Origin of the sequence: Listeria monocytogenes ATCC 19117 (assembly GCF_000307025.1) — a bacterium.
Lineage (GTDB): Bacteria > Bacillota > Bacilli > Lactobacillales > Listeriaceae > Listeria > Listeria monocytogenes_B.
The window spans coordinates 1,715,651-1,732,681 of record NC_018584.1 but is presented as its reverse complement, the minus strand read 5'-3'; the positions used below and the strand labels follow the sequence as shown (position 1 = coordinate 1,732,681).

The following is a 17,031-nucleotide window of genomic DNA, read 5'->3' as shown; positions in this document are numbered from 1 at the left end:
TCTCTAGTTCTCTAGGGAGGTTTTTTATTGGCAAAAAATGGAGAGGATAAGGTGATAAGTATGGTAAAGGCAATTAGTTCAAACTTGGGGTATCCGAGACTTGGAGAGAAACGTGAATGGAAACGTGCACTAGAAAAGTTTTGGAATGGCACAATTTCAGAAAAGGAATTATTGGCGGAAACAAAGATTCTAAGATTACATGCGCTAAAAAAACAACAAGATAAAGGGATTGATTTGATTCCAGTTGGTGACTTTAGTTTTTATGATCAAGTGCTTGATACGAGTGTTACATTTGGGATTATTCCAAAACGTTTTCAGCATGATGGAGGGAAAGTTTCGCTAAATACATATTTTGATATTGCACGTGGTAAAAATGACGCGGTGGCCTCTGAAATGACTAAATGGTTTAATACGAACTATCACTATATTGTTCCAGAACTCGCTGATGCGGAGCCGAAAGTGTTGGATAATCGGGCACTATACTATTACGAAGAAGCGAAGAAAGAGCTTGGTATTGAAGGAAAACCAGTGCTTGTTGGGCCAATTACTTATTTAAAACTTGGAAAAGGTAGCGATGCAAAAAGTTTTGAAGTATTGTTAGATAAATTTATTCCGGCGTATGTAGAGATTTTGAAAGAACTTGAGGCAGCTGGTGCCAAGTGGGTGCAAATTGACGAGCCATATCTTGCAACTAGTTTTGATAAAAAAGAAATTGCGTTATTTGAAAAAGTATATCAAGCGTTTCAAACGGCAGTTCCAAATTTGAAAATAGAGTTACAAACTTATTTTGAAAGTTTGGATTATTATGAAGAGGTTGTTAATTTACCAGTTGCGGCGATTGGGATTGACTTTGTTCATGATCATGGTGATTCGATAAAAGCGTTAAAAGCTCACGGATTTCCGGAAGATAAGTATTTAGCGGCCGGTGTGGTGGATGGACGGAATGTTTGGCGTAGTGACTTGGATGCTAAACTGGAACTACTTACGGAGATTGCGAATTATGTGGCGGATGGAAAATTGATTGTTCAACCTTCTAATTCATTGCTCCATGTACCAGTGACGAAGTTAAGTGAGCCAGATTTGGATGAAGTGATTCTTGGTGGCTTATCATTTGCTGATCAAAAATTAGAGGAGATTACTATTTTGACGAAGGCTTTGACGAATGGTGCGGAAAGTGTGGCAGCTGAACTAGAAGAATCTCGTGCAGCAGTGACGGCGCTCAATGAATCTAGCCATCGAAATAATTTAGAAGTTCAAGAAGCGATTGCTAATTTGAAAAATGTGCGGGTGGACCGGGAGTTGCCATTTGCGGAACGGATTAAGTTGCAACATGCTTGGTTGAAATTACCGCTTTTCCCAACGACAACAATCGGAAGTTTTCCACAATCACCGGAAGTTCGGAAGACGCGCGCTGACTGGTTAAAAGGGAACATAACCGATGCAGAATATAATGCTTTTATTGAAAAAGAAACGGCTCGCTGGATTAAAATTCAAGAGGATTTGGATATTGATGTATTAGTTCACGGGGAATTTGAACGGACAGATATGGTGGAATATTTCGGGCAAAAATTGGCTGGTTTCCAAGCAACTAAATTTGGATGGGTACAGTCTTATGGTTCGAGAGCGGTTCGTCCACCACTTATCTACGGGGATGTTGCTTTTACAGAGGAAATTACCGTGAAAGAAAGTGTCTATGCCCAGTCGTTAACGAAGCGCCCAGTGAAGGGAATGCTAACGGCGCCGGTGACAATTATTAATTGGAGTTTTGTTCGTGATGATGTGCCGGAGAGTGTAGTTGCAAATCAGGTTGGACTTGCGCTTCGTAAAGAAGTAGAAGCGTTAGAACGTAATGGCATTAAAGTTATCCAAGTGGATGAGCCAGCTTTACGTGAAGGTTTACCATTAAAACAAGCAAGATGGCAAAAATATTTAGATGATGCAGTTTATTCGTTTAAATTAACGACTGCTTCGGTCCAAAATGATACGCAAATTCATACGCATATGTGTTATTCGGACTTTGACGATATTATTGATACGATTAGTGCTCTAGATGCGGATGTTATTTCGATTGAAACGTCAAGAAGTCACGGGGAGATAATTTCGACATTTGAGGAAGTGACGTATGATAAGGAAATTGGCCTTGGGGTTTATGATATTCATAGTCCACGCGTTCCGACTGTGACTGAAATCCAAGACAATATTCGCCGAGCGTTACGTGCAATTGATGCAAAACAATTTTGGATTAACCCAGATTGTGGGTTGAAAACGCGTAAAGAGCCTGAAACGATTGCGGCACTTCAAGATATGATTAAAGCGACTAAAGAAGTTCGTGCGGAATATCAAGTATTAGAGAAATAAAGGAATGGAGGAGAGGTAATTATGGCAAAGCTGAAACAAGAGACGATAGCAGCGCAAATTGGAAATAGAAAATGTGAAAGAACGGGTGCTGTCAATATGCCAGTCTACTTCTCTACAGCTTACCAGCATGCCGATCTTGGAGTGTCAACGGGGTATGATTATACTAGAACTGGAAATCCGACGCGAGATGCTTTACAGGAAGCGCTCGCGGAACTAGAAAATGGAACGCATGCTTTTGCAACGAGTTCAGGGATGAGTGCGATTCAACTTGTTTTCCAGCTTTTTAAAACTGGCGAACATATTATTAGTTCACAGGATTGTACGGGGGGACTTTTAGATATTTTGAACAGTTTGGTGCGCAATATAATATTGGATTTTCGTATTGGGACGGGGCGGAGATTGCTGATTTGGAGAAATTAGTTCGTCCGGAAACGAAGGCGATTTTTATTGAGACACCAACAAATCCTTTAATGCAGGAAACAGATATTGCGGCTGTGTCTGAATGGGCAGGTGCGCATGATTTACTTGTGATTGTGGATAATACATTTTATACACCAATTTTACAACAGCCGTTAACTTTGGGCGCGGATATTGTGATTCATAGTGCGACGAAGTATCTTGGTGGGCATAATGATGTGCTTGCTGGGGCGGTTATTGTAAAAGAGGAGCGACTTGGGAATTTCTTTTTTAATCAGTTAAATGCGACGGGTGCAGTGCTATCGCCATTTGATAGTTGGTTATTGATTCGTGGCCTTAAGACGCTGGTTTTGCGTGTAAGACAACATCAAGCGAATGCAGAGAAAATCGCGGCGTTTTTGGAATCACATGAATTGGTGGAGGAAGTTCGTTATCCAGGGCGCGGTGGGATGATTAGTTTCTTTATTCAAGATGCGGCGCTCGTATCGCCACTTTTGAAAGAACTTGAGTTATTTACTTTTGCGGAAAGTTTAGGCGGGGTGGAGAGTTTGATTACTTATCCAACAACACAAACGCACGCAGATATTCCTGAAGAGTTGCGGAATTCTTATGGACTTACAGACAAATTATTGCGCATTTCGGTTGGAATTGAAGCTAGTGAAGATTTGATTGCTGATTTATCTAAGGCACTCGATGCGGTTTTGGAAGGGGTGAGCGCTCGTGGCTAATGAATATGCGCAAGATACGGCTGTGATTAAAGCGAGCCTCGGGATTGATAAAGAGACAGGTGCGCTTAATACGCCAATTCATTTATCGTCTACTTTCCATCAGCATGACTTTGATAATTATCACGCTTATGATTATGCGAGAAGTGGGAACCCAACGAGAGAAAAAGTGGAACAAGCGATTGCGGAACTGGAAGGTGGTACGAATGGTTTTGCCTTTGCTAGTGGGATGGCGGCTGTTTCTGCAGCGCTCTTTACTCTTTCTAAGGGAGACCATTTTATCATTGCGAAAGATGTGTACGGCGGGACGTTTCGTTTTGTGGAGCAAGTGTTGCCGCGTTTTGGGATTACGCATACTTTTGTTGATACGACAAATATTGACGAAGTTGCGAAGGCATTTCAAGCGAATACGAAACTGGTTTACTTGGAAACACCTTCTAATCCGTTGCTGCATGTGACAGATATTCGGACTGTTGCAAAACTTGCGAAAGCGAATGGGTGTTATACGTTTGTTGATAATACATTTTTGACGCCGTTAATTCAAAAACCGTTAGAATTAGGTGCAGACTTGGTTATTCATAGTGCGACGAAATTTCTTGGAGGGCATAGTGATATTTTGGCGGGGCTAATTGTCACCAATAATCCTAATCTGGCTGAAGCAGTGTACTTTTTGCAAAATTCGACTGGTGGGGTTCTTGGAGTGCAGGATTCGTGGTTGTTATTGCGCGGACTAAAAACACTTTCTGTGCGGATGAAGGCTGGGACGGAAACAGCGGAGAAAATTGCGCTATTTTTAAATGCGGAGCCAGATGTGGTGGCAGTGCATTATCCGTGGTTACCTTCTCATGCGGGTTATGACATTCAAGTGGAACAGGCGACAAGTGGCGGGGCCGTTTTATCGTTTGATTTAGGCAGTGAGGAAGCTGTGCGAGAACTAGTAACACATTTGGAATTGCCGGTATTTTCTGTGAGTTTGGGCGCGGTGGAGAGTATTCTTTCTTACCCGGCTAAAATGTCTCATGCGGCTGTTCCGGAAGAGGAGCGTTTGGCGCAAGGAATTACGCCAGGATTATTACGTTTTTCAGCTGGACTAGAAGATGCCGATGACTTGATTGCTGATTTAAAACAAGCACTTTCTTTCATTAAGAAGGGAAGTGTTGCGAAATGAATTTAAGAAAAGATTTAAGTGAAAAAGTATTAATTGCTGACGGCGCGATGGGCACTTTGCTTTATTCTTATGGAGTGGATCGTTCGTTTGAAGAGCTAAATTTGTCTCATCCGGAAGATATTGTTGCGATTCATAAAGCATATATTGGTGCTGGGGCGGATATTATTCAAACGAATACGTATGGTGCAAATTATATTAAATTAGCGCGATATGGTTTAGAAGATGAAGTGAAGCGTATTAATCAAGCAGCCATTCGGTTAGCAAAGGAAGCGGCAAGAGGGACTGGAACGTATATTTTTGGGACGATTGGTGGAATAAATGGCGCAGTGGATGCAAGACTTCCAGCGGCTCCACTCGAAGAAATCAAGCGAAGTTTTAGGGAGCAGCTATACTGTTTTTTGTTAGATGGTGTGGATGCGATTTTGCTGGAAACGTATTATGATTTAGATGAGCTTAAAACAGTGTTGAAAATTCTTCGTGAGACTACTGATTTACCGGTAGTTGCGAATGTCTCTATGCATGAGCCGGGTATTCTTCAAAACGGGAAAAAATTGCCGGATGCGCTGGAAGAACTTATTGCGCTTGGAGCGGATGTAGTTGGTATTAATTGCCGACTTGGTCCTTACCATATGGCGCGTGCTCTTGAAACAGTGCCGTTGTATGATAATGCTTATTTGGCAGTTTATCCCAATGCTAGTTTGCCAGAGATGCAAGAAGGAAAAGTGATTTATCAGTCTGACACGGATTATTTTGAACATTATGGGGAGGTTTTTCGGCAAGAAGGTGCTCGGATTATTGGTGGTTGTTGTGGCACGACGCCAGATCATATTCGTGCTTTACGAAAAGGCCTTGAAACAACAAAACCCATTTTGGAAAAAGAAGTTCGGCCGATATTGGAACTTGTTCCAGAAGAAGTGGAGGATGTGGATTCTGGTGAACGTTTGCTTGATAAAGTGAAGGAACGTTTAACGATTTTGGTTGAACTAGATCCGCCGAGGACTTTTGATACGACGAAATTTTTTGAAGGAGCCCAGGCACTTGACGAGGCAGGCGTTGATGCGATTACGATTTCGGATAATTCGCTTGCCACGCCGCGGATTAGTAATATGGCGCTAGCTTCGATTTTGAAGCATGAATATGGTATTAAACCACTCATTCATTTGACGACGCGGGATCATAATTTGGTTGGGATGCATTCGCATGTGATGGGATTTCATAAATTGGGGCTGCATGATGTGCTTGCGATTACAGGTGATCCAACTAAAGTAGGTGATTTCCCTGGAGCGTCTTCGGTGTTTGATTTAAGGTCTGTGGAATTAGTTCAGCTAATTAAAAAGTTCAATGATGGGATTTCTTATACTGGGAAATCACTGAAAGAAAAGGCACGATTCCATGTTGGAGCGGCATTTAATCCGAATGTGCTGAACTTAGAGAAAGCGGTTAGGTTAATTGAGCGAAAAGTGGAATATGGTGCCGATTATATTATTACACAGCCAATTTATGATGTGAATAAAGCTATCTTATTAAAAGAAGCCTTGCAAAAAGCAAATATTGATGTGCCACTTTTTATTGGGGTTATGCCATTATTGTCTAGTCGGAATGCGGAATTTCTGCATAATGAGGTTCCCGGGATTCGTTTGACAGATGATGTGCGGGAGCGAATGAGAGAGGCGGAAGAGCACGGTCATGCAAATGAAGAAGGCATGGCAATTGCTCGTGAATTAGTGGATGCGATTTGTGAGCATTTCCAAGGGATTTATATTATTACGCCATTTTTACGATATGATTTATCGATAGAATTAGCGAAATATGCCCAAAATAAACAGCAAGTCCAAATTGGGTCTAAATAAAAAAACTGGTTGTCACGAGGACAACCAGTTTTTTTACATGAATAAATTTCTGGATAATAGACTTAAAAGGTAAGCAAGGGCCAATGTAATACCAAAGATAGTTAATGCTTTAGATGTGGATTTCATGGCTGGGACCATTGTAATCGGCGAAGTTTTGCCGATGAAACGACGCACGGCGCGAATAGCTTCTGGCAAACTAAGTAAAATCAGAAGCGTCCACCACGGAGCATCTTGTGTGAAAATAAGGGCGATTTCAAATACGTAACTGAATAGAAAAGCAGCTGCAAAAAGAACGGTTGCCCATTTGCGACCTAGCAAGATAGCTAAGGTTAAACGACCATTTTTCTTATCAGGTACTAAATCACGAATACTATTAGCAAGTAGCAAGTTACCAACGAGCACCATTACTGGAATCGATACGTATACGATAAACGAACTAATAAATTCTGCTTGAATATAGAAGGAAATGAAAGTAATAATTCCCCCCATAAAGAATCCTGCCATAATTTCACCAAATGGCGTATAAGCAATAGGATAAGGTCCTCCCGTATAAAGAAAGCCAACAAGCATACATATTGCGCCAAGTAATCCTACATACCAATTAAGTTCAATGGATAAATAAACACCACCGAGAATTGATAATATGTATAAGAAAATTGCTAGGAATAAAATAAATCCTGGGCGCATACCATTTCGGACGATAGCACCACCATTTCCTACCGAGTGCTCATCATCTTGCCCTTTTTTATAATCAAAATATTCATTGAATAGATTGGCGGATGTTTGTATAAAGAAACAAGCAATTAGCATAACGATAAAACGTGTAAAATGAAAACTGGTGTAGCTCATTGCGACTGATGTTCCAAGAAATACTGGAACGAAAGAGGCTACAAGTGTATGGGGGCGAAGTAATGTCCACCATTTTTGAAATCCAGTTTGTTTTGTAAGTGCAGATTTTGAGGCATTAGCCATGTTTTTCTCTCCTTTTTCACTTCCATATGTTTCAGATGTCTACCCTTCATTTTAGGGAAATATTGCAAGAACGTCAATAATTAATAACGAAATGAAAGAAAAAACGCAAACCAAGCAGTTTAGCTCTATTTTTGGTATAATAGAAGATGTGAATGTAAAAGGAGAGATAAGCATATGAATACTAAATTGCCTCTTGATTTATTTAATCAAGCGAAACGTAGCGCAAGCCAAGATCAACCGGCTCTATTTAGCTGGGTAACTGAGTTAGATGAATTAGTGTCTCCAGTCAAATTGTTTAAAAAAGCTGGCACGGCTTTTAAAGGTGAGCGTTTTTTCTGGCAAAATCCAGAAATGACACTGACCATGACCGGTTTTGGTGTAACGAAACAATTTTTGGCGGAGAAGAAAAAAGATGCTTTTCTTGGACTGCAAGAGAAAATTGAGAAGAGACTGCGAACTAGTGTAACCAATGCAACCGTAGATGCTACTGGACCAATTTACTTTGGTGGTTTTGCCTTTGATCCTGAGCGTGATACAGAGAAAGAATGGCAAAGTTTTAAAGATGGCTTGTTTTATTTACCACTATTTATGTTAACGAATAAAGATGGTAAAAGTTACTTAACCGTTAATTTGTCTATCTACTCTGATGATACGGAAAGCAAATTAGAAGCTGTTTTTAATCAATGGCAAAAAATCATTCATCAAGAGGTTAATGAAGCTGAAATGGCATTACTTACAGATTTTAAGGAGATTGGCAAAGACCATTTCCTAGAAACTGCGAGTGAAATTATCGATATGATTAATCATTCAGAAGACGTAAAAAAAGTGGTTCTAGCTAGACGAATGGGCTTGCGTTTCCAGCGCCAAGTAGATAGTGCCATTATTTTGGAAAATATGCTAGCAACACAAGAAAATAGTTATTTCTTCCTTATTGAAAAGGGAACAGGGGTCTTTTTCGGGGCAACTCCTGAAAGATTACTTGCGGTCAATGGGGATGAAATTCATTCGTCATGTGTAGCTGGTTCTACGGAGCGCGGCGCTACCGAAGAAGCGGACGAAGCACTTGGAAATGCGCTGTTAAAAGATGCGAAAAACTTGCGAGAGCATTCTTATGTAGTGCAAATGATGGAAGAAACATTAAAACCATTTACAACAGGATTGTCGTTATCTAGCCAACCAGTACTTCTGAAAAATCGTGATATTCAACATCTATATATGAATATTACCGCGAAGAAAAAACCAGATGTTTCCATGCTTGAAATGGTAAAAGCTCTTCATCCAACGCCAGCTCTTGGCGGTTTACCTCAAAAAATGGGATTAGCCATTATTCGGATGAAAGAAGAAATGGATCGTGGTTTCTACGGAGCACCGATTGGCTGGGTTGACTTAAAAGGTTCTGGTGAGTTTGCTGTGGCCATTCGTTCAGGCTTAATTGTCGATTCGCAGGGGTTAATCTATGCTGGTTGCGGGATTGTTGGAGATTCTGTACCAAAAGAAGAATTACAAGAAACGGCAGTAAAATTCCAGCCGATGTTACGCGTATTAGGAGGCATAAAGAAATGACAAACCACGAACAAGTGCTGACAGATTATTTAGCTGCATTTATTGAGGAGCTTGTGCAAGCCGGTGTGAAAGAAGCAATTATTAGCCCGGGTTCACGTTCCACTCCGCTTGCACTGATGATGGCAGAGCATCCGATTTTGAAGATTTATGTGGATGTTGACGAACGCTCGGCTGGCTTTTTTGCTTTAGGTCTAGCGAAAGCATCGAAACGTCCAGTTGTTCTACTTTGTACTTCAGGAACGGCAGCTGCAAACTATTTTCCAGCAGTTGCTGAAGCTAATTTATCACAAATCCCATTGATTGTTTTAACTGCTGATCGTCCACATGAGCTTCGAAATGTTGGAGCACCACAAGCGATGGATCAGTTGCATTTATATGGTTCACATGTCAAGGATTTTACGGATATGGCACTTCCTGAAAACAGTGAAGAAATGCTTCGCTATGCAAAATGGCATGGAAGTCGCGCGGTGGATATTGCAATGAAAACTCCACGTGGCCCTGTGCACCTCAATTTCCCATTACGCGAACCGCTTGTGCCAATTCTAGAACCTTCACCGTTCACAGCTACCGGAAAAAAACATCATCACGTACATATTTATTATACGCATGAAGTATTGGACGATAGCTCGATTCAAAAAATGGTGACAGAATGCACTGGTAAAAAAGGCGTATTCGTCGTTGGTCCAATCGATAAGAAAGAATTGGAGCAGCCAATGGTTGATTTAGCGAAAAAACTAGGTTGGCCGATTTTAGCTGATCCGCTTTCTGGACTCCGTTCTTACGGGGCGCTAGATGAAGTAGTGATTGACCAATATGATGCATTCTTAAAAGAAGCAGAGATTATGGATAAATTAACACCAGAAGTAGTTATTCGTTTTGGAAGTATGCCAGTTTCTAAACCACTGAAAAACTGGTTAGAACAACTTTCAGATATTCGTTTTTATGTGGTGGATCCGGGTGCTGCTTGGAAAGATCCGATTAAAGCGGTAACAGACATGATTCACTGTGATGAACGATTTTTACTAGATATCATGCAACAAAATATGCCTGATGATGCGAAAGATGCAGCGTGGTTAAATGGATGGACATCGTATAATAAAGTGGCACGAGAAATCGTTTTGGCTGAAATGGCGAACACAACCATTTTGGAAGAAGGTAAGATAGTTGCGGAATTACGCCGTTTGTTACCGGACAAAGCGGGACTCTTTATTGGTAATAGTATGCCGATTCGCGATGTTGACACGTACTTTTCACAAATTGATAAGAAAATAAAAATGCTAGCAAATCGCGGGGCTAATGGTATTGACGGAGTTGTTTCTTCGGCGTTAGGTGCTAGTGTTGTCTTCCAACCAATGTTTTTACTAATTGGTGATTTATCCTTTTATCATGATATGAACGGGTTACTTATGGCGAAAAAATATAAGATGAACCTAACGATTGTGATTGTTAATAATGATGGCGGCGGGATATTCTCGTTCTTACCTCAAGCAAACGAGCCGAAGTATTTTGAATCATTATTTGGTACATCTACTGAACTTGATTTCCGTTTTGCAGCTGCTTTTTATGATGCAGATTATCACGAGGCTAAGTCGGTAGATGAACTAGAAGAAGCAATCGATAAAGCTAGCTACCATAAAGGTTTGGATATTATTGAAGTGAAAACAAATCGTCATGAAAATAAAGCAAATCATCAAGCACTTTGGGTTAAAATTGCGGACGCGTTAAAGGCATTAGATTAATATGCTAGTAAACGGTCGACATTATCATCTGACAACTGCTATAAGTGGAGAAAAGCCAGCTTTACTGATGTTACATGGTTTTACTGGAACAAGCGAAACATTTCAAGATAGTATTTCAGGTTTGAAAGAACATTTTAATATTATTGCGCCAGATTTACTTGGGCACGGAAATACCGCAAGCCCAGAAGAAATATCGCCTTACACTATGGAAAATATTTGCGAGGATTTAGCTGGAATTTTACATCAATTAAATATCAGTAGATGTTTTGTACTTGGCTATTCGATGGGCGGGCGGGTCGCGACTGCGTTTGCAGCAACCTTTCCAAAAAGGGTGCGTGGACTTATTTTAGTTAGTAGCTCTCCTGGCCTTGAACAAGCAGATATCCGAGAAAGCCGTGTTGCGGCTGATAATCGTTTGGCAGACTGGATTGAAGAAGAGGGCTTGGTGCCTTTTGTGGACTACTGGGAAAATTTAGCTTTGTTTGCTTCACAAAAAGTTTTGTCTCCTGAAATGAAAAGAAGAATTAGGTCAGAACGGCTATCGCAAAACTCGCATGGTTTAGCAATGAGTCTACGTGGGATGGGGACCGGAAAACAACCATCTTACTGGAACTGTTTAGCGAACTTTACTTTTCCAGTGCTACTCATTACCGGTGCTTTAGATGAGAAGTTTGAAAAAATCGCGCAGGAAATGCATCAACTTTTACCAAATAGTACGCATGTTTCAATTCAAGAAGCGGGGCATGCAGTTTATTTAGAACAACCAAACAGCTTTTCAAGTCAGCTTAATTACTGGCTGGAAGATATTTTGAAGGAGGAAGAAAAATGAGTTTTAATTGGCAAACAGAAAAAGTATATGAGGAAATCAAATATGAAAGTTACGAAGGAATCGCGAAAATTACGATTAATCGTCCAGAAGTACATAATGCATTTACACCAAAAACAGTAACAGAGATGATTGATGCATTTAACTTAGCGCGTGATAATTCGAATCTTGGCGTGATTATTTTAACAGGGGAAGGCGAAAAAGCTTTCTGTTCTGGCGGAGACCAAAAAGTTCGCGGTCATGGTGGGTATGTTGGCGATGACCAAATCCCACGTTTGAATGTTCTTGATTTACAACGTTTAATTCGTGTTATTCCAAAGCCAGTTATTGCGATGGTTGCGGGCTGGTCCATTGGTGGAGGTAATGTTCTTCAATTGGTATGTGACTTAACAATTGCAGCAGATAATGCAAAATTTGGTCAAACAGGACCGAATGTTGGTAGCTTTGATGCTGGTTATGGTTCTGGCTATTTAGCACGTGTTATTGGACATAAGAAAGCGAAAGAAGTTTGGTTTATGTGCCGTCAATATACAGCGGATGAAGCGCTAGAAATGGGCTGGATTAACACTGTTGTTCCAGTAGCAGATTTAGAAAAAGAAACAGTAGCTTGGGCAAAAGAAATGCTACAAAAAAGTCCAACTGCCTTGCGTTTCATCAAAGCAGCTTTCAATGCAGATACAGATGGTTTAGCGGGTATTCAGCAATTAGCTGGTGACGCAACACTTCTATATTACACAACCGATGAAGCCAAAGAAGGTCGCGATGCCTTTAAAGAAAAACGTGATCCAGACTTTGACCAATTTCCAAAATTCCCTTGATTTGAAGGTGTAAAAATGGACATGACAAACTGGCTTCAAAAACGAGTGCGGCTTTCTCCTAAAGAGACCGCACTCGTTTTTGAAGGAAAAGAAGAAACATTTGAAGAAATAAGTGAAGCAGTAAAACAACTTGCGGGTAAGTTATTCGCGTTAGGGATTAGAAAAGACGAGATGGTTGCTTTGCTAGGGAAAAATGATCGGATGACTTTTTTACTCATTCATGCTCTGCAACAACTTGGTGCGGTCACTTTATTTCTGAATAATCGTTTGACGAAAAAAGAGATATCGTTTCAACTCGCGAACGCTGAGGTAAAACATGTGATTGTAGCGGATTCGTTAGTAGATAAGGTAGCCACTGGAATTAGTTATGCTACTTTGGCAGAAACGGATTATGAAGCGCCAGCGTTGTTAGAAACATGGGACTTATCTCGCGCGGCTTCTGTTATGTATACATCAGGGACAACAGGGAAACCAAAAGGTGTTGTGCAAACTTACGAAAATCACTGGTGGAGTGCTGTTGCTTCGGTGCTGAATTTAGGTTTAACCGAGAAAGATAGCTGGCTCTGTGCTGTGCCGATTTTTCATATTAGTGGTTTATCGATTATGATGCGTTCGGTTATTTACGGAATTCCCGTATATTTGGAAGAGCATTTCGATGAAGAAAAAATTACGCAATTGCTTGAAAGTGGTAAAATTTCTACGATTTCGGTCGTGACTTCTATGCTGGAACGCTTGTTGAAAATACACAGCGGAAGTTATCATCCCAATGTTCGAACCGTTTTACTGGGCGGCGGGCCTGCTAGTAAAGCTGTTTTGGAAATTTGCAAACAGCGTGATATTCCCTTAGTGCAGTCATTCGGGATGACAGAAACAGCTTCACAAATCGTTACTTTACCACCAAAAGATGCCTTAAATAAAATTGGTTCTTCAGGTAAAGCGTTATTTCCAGCAGAAGTGAAAATTGCGGATGACGGAGAAATTTTACTAAAAGGACCATCGATTACACCTGGATATTTACATAATAAAAAAGCGACAGAAGCTTCGTTTGTGGATGGTTGGTTCAAAACTGGTGATATTGGCTATTTGGATGAAGAAGGCTTTTTATTTGTGTTAGAGCGTCGTTCTGATTTGATTATTTCGGGAGGAGAGAACATTTATCCTACTGAAATAGAACATGTCATTTCCGAGTATGAGGGCGTGAAAGAAGTGGCTGTTATCGGTAAGCCTGACGATAAATGGGGTAGTGTTCCCGTCGCTTTTATCGTTGCAGAAGAAACATTTGATGAAGCTGAATTACGGCTTATCTGTGAAACAAATTTGGCTGGTTATAAAATCCCTAAACAAATAACGATTGTCGAAAAGCTACCTAAAACAGCATCTGGAAAAATTCAACGCAATAAATTAAAAGAAAGGCACTCTATGTAAACAGAGCGCCTTTCTTTTTAATAATTAAGACCTTCTTTTAATGCTTTTAAATTATCGTTCATAATGGAAAGATAATCACGTTTTTGATCTAAGTCTTTTTGCGTAAGTGTTTCTAAATTGTGGAGTGTCAGTGTTTTTGTATTTGTTTCTTGTTGAATAACATCTGCTATTTTTGAGTTAGTGTTTTGTTCTAACATAATATATGGGATTTTCTCTGCTTCGATTTTTTCAACGATAGATTTTAATTTCTTTTGAGAAGGTTCATCACTTGTTGATACACCGGCAATAGGAATTTGGTGCAGACCATATTCTGTTTCCCAGTAGCTATAGGCTGCATGTGCTGTCACGAAGTCTTTTTGTTTTGCTTCCTTTGTAACTGTGCGGAAATCTTGATCTAGCTTTTTCAATTTTTTTTCGACAGCCTGGTAATTTTTTTCGAAAGTTTCTTTTTGATCGGGCATTTCTTTGATTAATTTATCTTTTACAACTGTTGCCATTTGTTCCATGTATACAGGATTTAACCATACGTGCGGGTTAATGTCGCCATGTTCGTGTTCTTCTTCGCTTTCGTGGTCATGTTCTTCTGCGGCATCTGGATCTTTTGGCAAGTCTAATTTTTCAGCGGTAGGGACGAAAGAGACATGTTCATTCGCGAGTGTTTTTTCCGCTTTGTCCACAAATCCTTCCATACCCAGTCCGATATAGAAGAATAAATCACTATCGGCAATTTTCATCATATCTTTTTGGGTGGGTTCGAAGCTATGGGCGTCAGAACCTGGTGGGTAAATGCTATGAACATCTACATACTCACCGCCGATTTGTTCTGTTAAATACTGCAAAGGGTAAACGGTTGTATAAACTGTTAATTGATCACTCTTTGTCGCTTTTTTATCGCTCTCATCTGAGCAGCCAGTAAGTATGAGTAATGCTGAAAATAGTACAGTTAAGGCAATAAGATACTTTTTTCTCAATCTTTTCACTCCTCTAAATCGAAAATAATTCTTGTTTAAATAATATACGAATCGTAGCAATTACGATTTATAGTCCGAATTTGATAATACCTTATTCTGTCTTAAAAAGCAAGAAAAAAATGAACCGGCAAAAACCGATTCATGATATGATTAATGGTGATGGTGAGCTTTACAGGAATGCTCGGAATCAGCATTCTTCTCTTTTTTGGGTGGCACAAAATCTAGTCCGCCTTTATGAAACGGGTGGCATTTAGAAATACGTCTAATCGCAAGGTAACTACCTTTTAAAGCGCCATGTGTCTGTATCGCTTCGATTCCATAGGCAGAACAAGTTGGATAAAAACGACAAGTAGCCGGAGTGAAACGCGAAATATATTTTTGATAAAGTCGGATTCCTCCGATAAGAATTTTTTTCATTGATTTTCACCCTCTAAATTTCAGCTTACATACAGCTTACCACATTTTTGAAAAAAGAAAAGGAAGTGAGTTTTTGTTTATTTATAATGATACACTTGGAAACAAAGTTACAATCTATTTTGAAGCACAGGAAAATAATCCAGACGATGTGCTCATTATACCTAAAACAGAGGACGGTTGGCTTTTTACCGAACACAAAATTCGTGGGCTTGAATTCCCTGGTGGAAAAGGTGAACCAGGAGAAACAAATTTAGACGCAGCGAAACGCGAGCTCATGGAAGAGACGGGCGCAATTAGTGATGAACTTCATTTTGTAGCTGATTATTTGGTCGAATCAGAGGAACGAACGTTTACTAAACGAGTTTATGCGGCGGATGTTATTTCCATTGAATCACTAGATGATTACCTTGAAACAAAAGGCCCTGTCATCATTCTAGGGGAGTTAAGTCGATTCATTTTACAACCGGCTTTTAGCTTTTTTATGCGAGATGCGGGAATGGTCCAAATTGTGCAACAAGCTGAGCGAATCTTAAATGATAAAAACTAGTCAAATAGGGGCAATCTCTGCTATGATTAAAGAAACTGGAGGTGGGAAAATTGGGTATGCCACTAGAGGTAAACACAATGATTGTAACAAAAGGAAAAGAAAAGCGAATTTCTGATAATTTCTTTGAACTAGAAAAATTAGGTTATCGGATTTATCCAATTGATGTGCCAATCGCAGTACGTAAAACAAAAGAAGGCGAAACACTTGGAGAAGCAATCCCTCGTAAACTCGTGTGGGAAAATAATAAAACTATCATTAAATATGAATTAATCGCATTAAATTCAAGTAATTAATTGTGGAGGGGATTTTTTGAAACGGAAGGTTGGAATAATTGGTACTGGTCATGTTGGGAGCGACGTGGCTTTTTCCCTCGTAACTCAAGGGATTTGTGATGAAATTGTGTTAATAGATAAAATCGAAACTAAAGCAGAAAGTGAAGCGTTAGAACTGCGCGATATGGCTTCGATGACGAATTCGTATACTACAATAACTTCGAATGACTGGAGCGCACTAGGTGATGCCGATGTCATTGTCATGGCTGTTGGTCCAGAAACGTTACTGCGCGAGGATCGTATGGAAGAGCTCGTTGAAACAAGTCGGTCAGTGGCTGAGATTGTACCAAAAATTATCGCATCGGGGTTTAAAGGGATTTTTGTGAATATTACGAATCCATGTGATGTGATTACGATGCTTATTCAGAAATTATCTGGGTTTGATCATTCACGAGTATTTGGGACGGGAACATCACTTGATACAGCAAGAATGAGACGAGTAGTAGGAGAAGCATTACATATTAATCCAAAGAGTGTGGAAGGATACGTTCTTGGCGAGCATGGTGAATCACAATTCGTTGCTTGGTCTACGGTGAAAATTGGCGGGGTAAGCATCACGGATTATAAAACAACAACACAACTTGATTTACCAGCATTAAAAGATGCAGTTCGTGGTGGTGGTTGGAATATTTTAATGGGCAAAGGCTGGACGAGTTTTGGAATAGCCACAGCTGCAGCGGGGATTGTCGATGCGATTTTAACAGATGCTAAACAAGTTTTTCCATTAGCTGTATTTTCCGAAAAAACAAATACGTACATCGGACAACCAGCAATCATTGGTGCAAATGGCGTGATAGATATTTTAGAACCGAAACTAACTACAGATGAAGTGGCTAATTTTAATGCATCAGCTGAAGTTATTAAAACAGCTTTTCAGTTAATTGAATAATTAGTTTGCCATGG

General features: G+C 40.1%; 14 protein-coding genes and 1 pseudogene. 12 read left to right on the top strand and 3 right to left on the bottom strand.

Annotated elements, in window-relative coordinates; translation table 11 throughout:
• Positions 1 to 60: 60 nt before the first annotated feature.
• The 4 genes and pseudogenes from metE to LMOATCC19117_RS08475 all read left to right on the top strand — a co-directional run bounded on the left by metE (position 61) and on the right by LMOATCC19117_RS08475 (position 6,518).
• Positions 61 to 2,358: a 5-methyltetrahydropteroyltriglutamate--homocysteine S-methyltransferase gene (gene metE / locus LMOATCC19117_RS08490; RefSeq protein ID WP_003726096.1), complete on the top strand. Its 2,298-nt coding sequence runs from the start codon at positions 61 to 63 to the stop codon at positions 2,356 to 2,358.
• Between the two features lie 21 nt (positions 2,359 to 2,379).
• Positions 2,380 to 3,503: pseudogene (locus LMOATCC19117_RS08485) on the top strand (PLP-dependent transferase).
• Positions 3,496 to 4,668, top strand: a complete 1,173-nt coding sequence (gene metC / locus LMOATCC19117_RS08480; RefSeq protein WP_003734931.1) for a cystathionine beta-lyase — start codon at positions 3,496 to 3,498, stop codon at positions 4,666 to 4,668. Before LMOATCC19117_RS08485 ends, metC begins: the two are co-directional and overlap by 8 nt.
• Positions 4,665 to 6,518 carry a bifunctional homocysteine S-methyltransferase/methylenetetrahydrofolate reductase gene (locus LMOATCC19117_RS08475; protein WP_003726093.1) on the top strand — a complete coding sequence of 618 codons (1,854 nt, stop codon included), beginning with the start codon at positions 4,665 to 4,667 and terminating at the stop codon, positions 6,516 to 6,518. Before metC ends, LMOATCC19117_RS08475 begins: the two co-directional genes overlap by 4 nt.
• Positions 6,519 to 6,551: 33 nt before the next feature.
• Here LMOATCC19117_RS08475 and LMOATCC19117_RS08470 read toward each other — a convergent pair whose 3' ends face one another.
• On the bottom strand, positions 6,552 to 7,490 hold the full coding sequence (locus LMOATCC19117_RS08470) for a 1,4-dihydroxy-2-naphthoate polyprenyltransferase (protein WP_003723268.1): 939 nt from the start codon (positions 7,488 to 7,490) through the stop codon (positions 6,552 to 6,554).
• Positions 7,491 to 7,664: 174 nt separating this feature from the next.
• Between LMOATCC19117_RS08470 and LMOATCC19117_RS08465 the strand changes: the two genes are divergently transcribed.
• Genes LMOATCC19117_RS08465 through LMOATCC19117_RS08445 form a run of 5 tightly spaced genes read left to right on the top strand, consistent with a single transcriptional unit; the run spans position 7,665 to position 13,861 of the window.
• Positions 7,665 to 9,053, top strand: coding sequence for an isochorismate synthase (locus LMOATCC19117_RS08465; protein WP_003726092.1), 1,389 nt, complete (start codon positions 7,665 to 7,667; stop codon positions 9,051 to 9,053).
• The gene (gene menD, locus LMOATCC19117_RS08460; protein ID WP_003726091.1) at positions 9,050 to 10,792 is read left to right on the top strand and encodes a 2-succinyl-5-enolpyruvyl-6-hydroxy-3-cyclohexene-1-carboxylic-acid synthase; all 1,743 of its coding nucleotides are present in this window, start codon (positions 9,050 to 9,052) and stop codon (positions 10,790 to 10,792) included. Before LMOATCC19117_RS08465 ends, menD begins: the two co-directional genes overlap by 4 nt.
• Before the next feature lies 1 nt (position 10,793).
• The gene (gene menH / locus LMOATCC19117_RS08455; protein ID WP_003727322.1) at positions 10,794 to 11,621 is read left to right on the top strand and encodes a 2-succinyl-6-hydroxy-2,4-cyclohexadiene-1-carboxylate synthase; all 828 of its coding nucleotides are present in this window, start codon (positions 10,794 to 10,796) and stop codon (positions 11,619 to 11,621) included.
• Positions 11,618 to 12,436: a 1,4-dihydroxy-2-naphthoyl-CoA synthase gene (menB, locus tag LMOATCC19117_RS08450; RefSeq protein WP_003726089.1), complete on the top strand. Its 819-nt coding sequence runs from the start codon at positions 11,618 to 11,620 to the stop codon at positions 12,434 to 12,436. The genes menH and menB overlap by 4 nt, the downstream gene beginning before the upstream one ends.
• A 15-nt stretch (positions 12,437 to 12,451) precedes the next feature.
• Positions 12,452 to 13,861 carry an o-succinylbenzoate--CoA ligase gene (locus LMOATCC19117_RS08445; RefSeq protein ID WP_003741281.1) on the top strand — a complete coding sequence of 470 codons (1,410 nt, stop codon included), beginning with the start codon at positions 12,452 to 12,454 and terminating at the stop codon, positions 13,859 to 13,861.
• Positions 13,862 to 13,878: 17 nt separating this feature from the next.
• On the opposite strand, the gene LMOATCC19117_RS08440 is transcribed toward LMOATCC19117_RS08445, so the two are convergent.
• Positions 13,879 to 14,832, bottom strand: coding sequence for a metal ABC transporter substrate-binding protein (locus LMOATCC19117_RS08440; RefSeq protein WP_003727323.1), 954 nt, complete (start codon positions 14,830 to 14,832; stop codon positions 13,879 to 13,881).
• 150 nt (positions 14,833 to 14,982) lie between these two features.
• Positions 14,983 to 15,249 (bottom strand): membrane protein insertion efficiency factor YidD, encoded by a 267-nt coding sequence (gene yidD, locus LMOATCC19117_RS08435; RefSeq protein WP_003726086.1) that lies wholly within the window; start codon positions 15,247 to 15,249, stop codon positions 14,983 to 14,985.
• 73 nt (positions 15,250 to 15,322) lie between these two features.
• On the opposite strand from yidD, the gene ytkD reads away from it, so the two are divergent.
• Genes ytkD through LMOATCC19117_RS08420 form a run of 3 tightly spaced genes read left to right on the top strand, consistent with a single transcriptional unit; the run spans position 15,323 to position 17,017 of the window.
• Positions 15,323 to 15,796 (top strand): RNA deprotection pyrophosphohydrolase, encoded by a 474-nt coding sequence (gene ytkD, locus LMOATCC19117_RS08430; RefSeq protein WP_003734367.1) that lies wholly within the window; start codon positions 15,323 to 15,325, stop codon positions 15,794 to 15,796.
• A gap of 50 nt (positions 15,797 to 15,846) precedes the next feature.
• On the top strand, positions 15,847 to 16,089 hold the full coding sequence (locus tag LMOATCC19117_RS08425; RefSeq protein ID WP_003727325.1) for a DUF2584 domain-containing protein: 243 nt from the start codon (positions 15,847 to 15,849) through the stop codon (positions 16,087 to 16,089).
• Positions 16,090 to 16,105: 16 nt separating this feature from the next.
• On the top strand, positions 16,106 to 17,017 hold the full coding sequence (locus LMOATCC19117_RS08420; RefSeq protein WP_003731599.1) for an L-lactate dehydrogenase: 912 nt from the start codon (positions 16,106 to 16,108) through the stop codon (positions 17,015 to 17,017).
• The last annotated feature ends 14 nt before the right edge of the window (positions 17,018 to 17,031 follow it).

What these genes read in the sequence shown, in the direction of transcription:
- menD (WP_003726091.1), top strand. Translation starts at nt 9,050, where the DNA reads ATGACAAACCACGAACAAGTGCTGACAGATTATTTAGCTGCATTTATT.
- yidD (WP_003726086.1), bottom strand. Translation starts at nt 15,249, where the DNA reads ATGAAAAAAATTCTTATCGGAGGAATCCGACTTTATCAAAAATATATT.
- LMOATCC19117_RS08470 (WP_003723268.1), bottom strand. Translation starts at nt 7,490, where the DNA reads ATGGCTAATGCCTCAAAATCTGCACTTACAAAACAAACTGGATTTCAA.
- LMOATCC19117_RS08475 (WP_003726093.1), top strand. Translation starts at nt 4,665, where the DNA reads ATGAATTTAAGAAAAGATTTAAGTGAAAAAGTATTAATTGCTGACGGC.
- metE (WP_003726096.1), top strand. Translation starts at nt 61, where the DNA reads ATGGTAAAGGCAATTAGTTCAAACTTGGGGTATCCGAGACTTGGAGAG.
- menH (WP_003727322.1), top strand. Translation starts at nt 10,794, where the DNA reads ATGCTAGTAAACGGTCGACATTATCATCTGACAACTGCTATAAGTGGA.
- menB (WP_003726089.1), top strand. Translation starts at nt 11,618, where the DNA reads ATGAGTTTTAATTGGCAAACAGAAAAAGTATATGAGGAAATCAAATAT.
- LMOATCC19117_RS08465 (WP_003726092.1), top strand. Translation starts at nt 7,665, where the DNA reads ATGAATACTAAATTGCCTCTTGATTTATTTAATCAAGCGAAACGTAGC.
- LMOATCC19117_RS08445 (WP_003741281.1), top strand. Translation starts at nt 12,452, where the DNA reads ATGGACATGACAAACTGGCTTCAAAAACGAGTGCGGCTTTCTCCTAAA.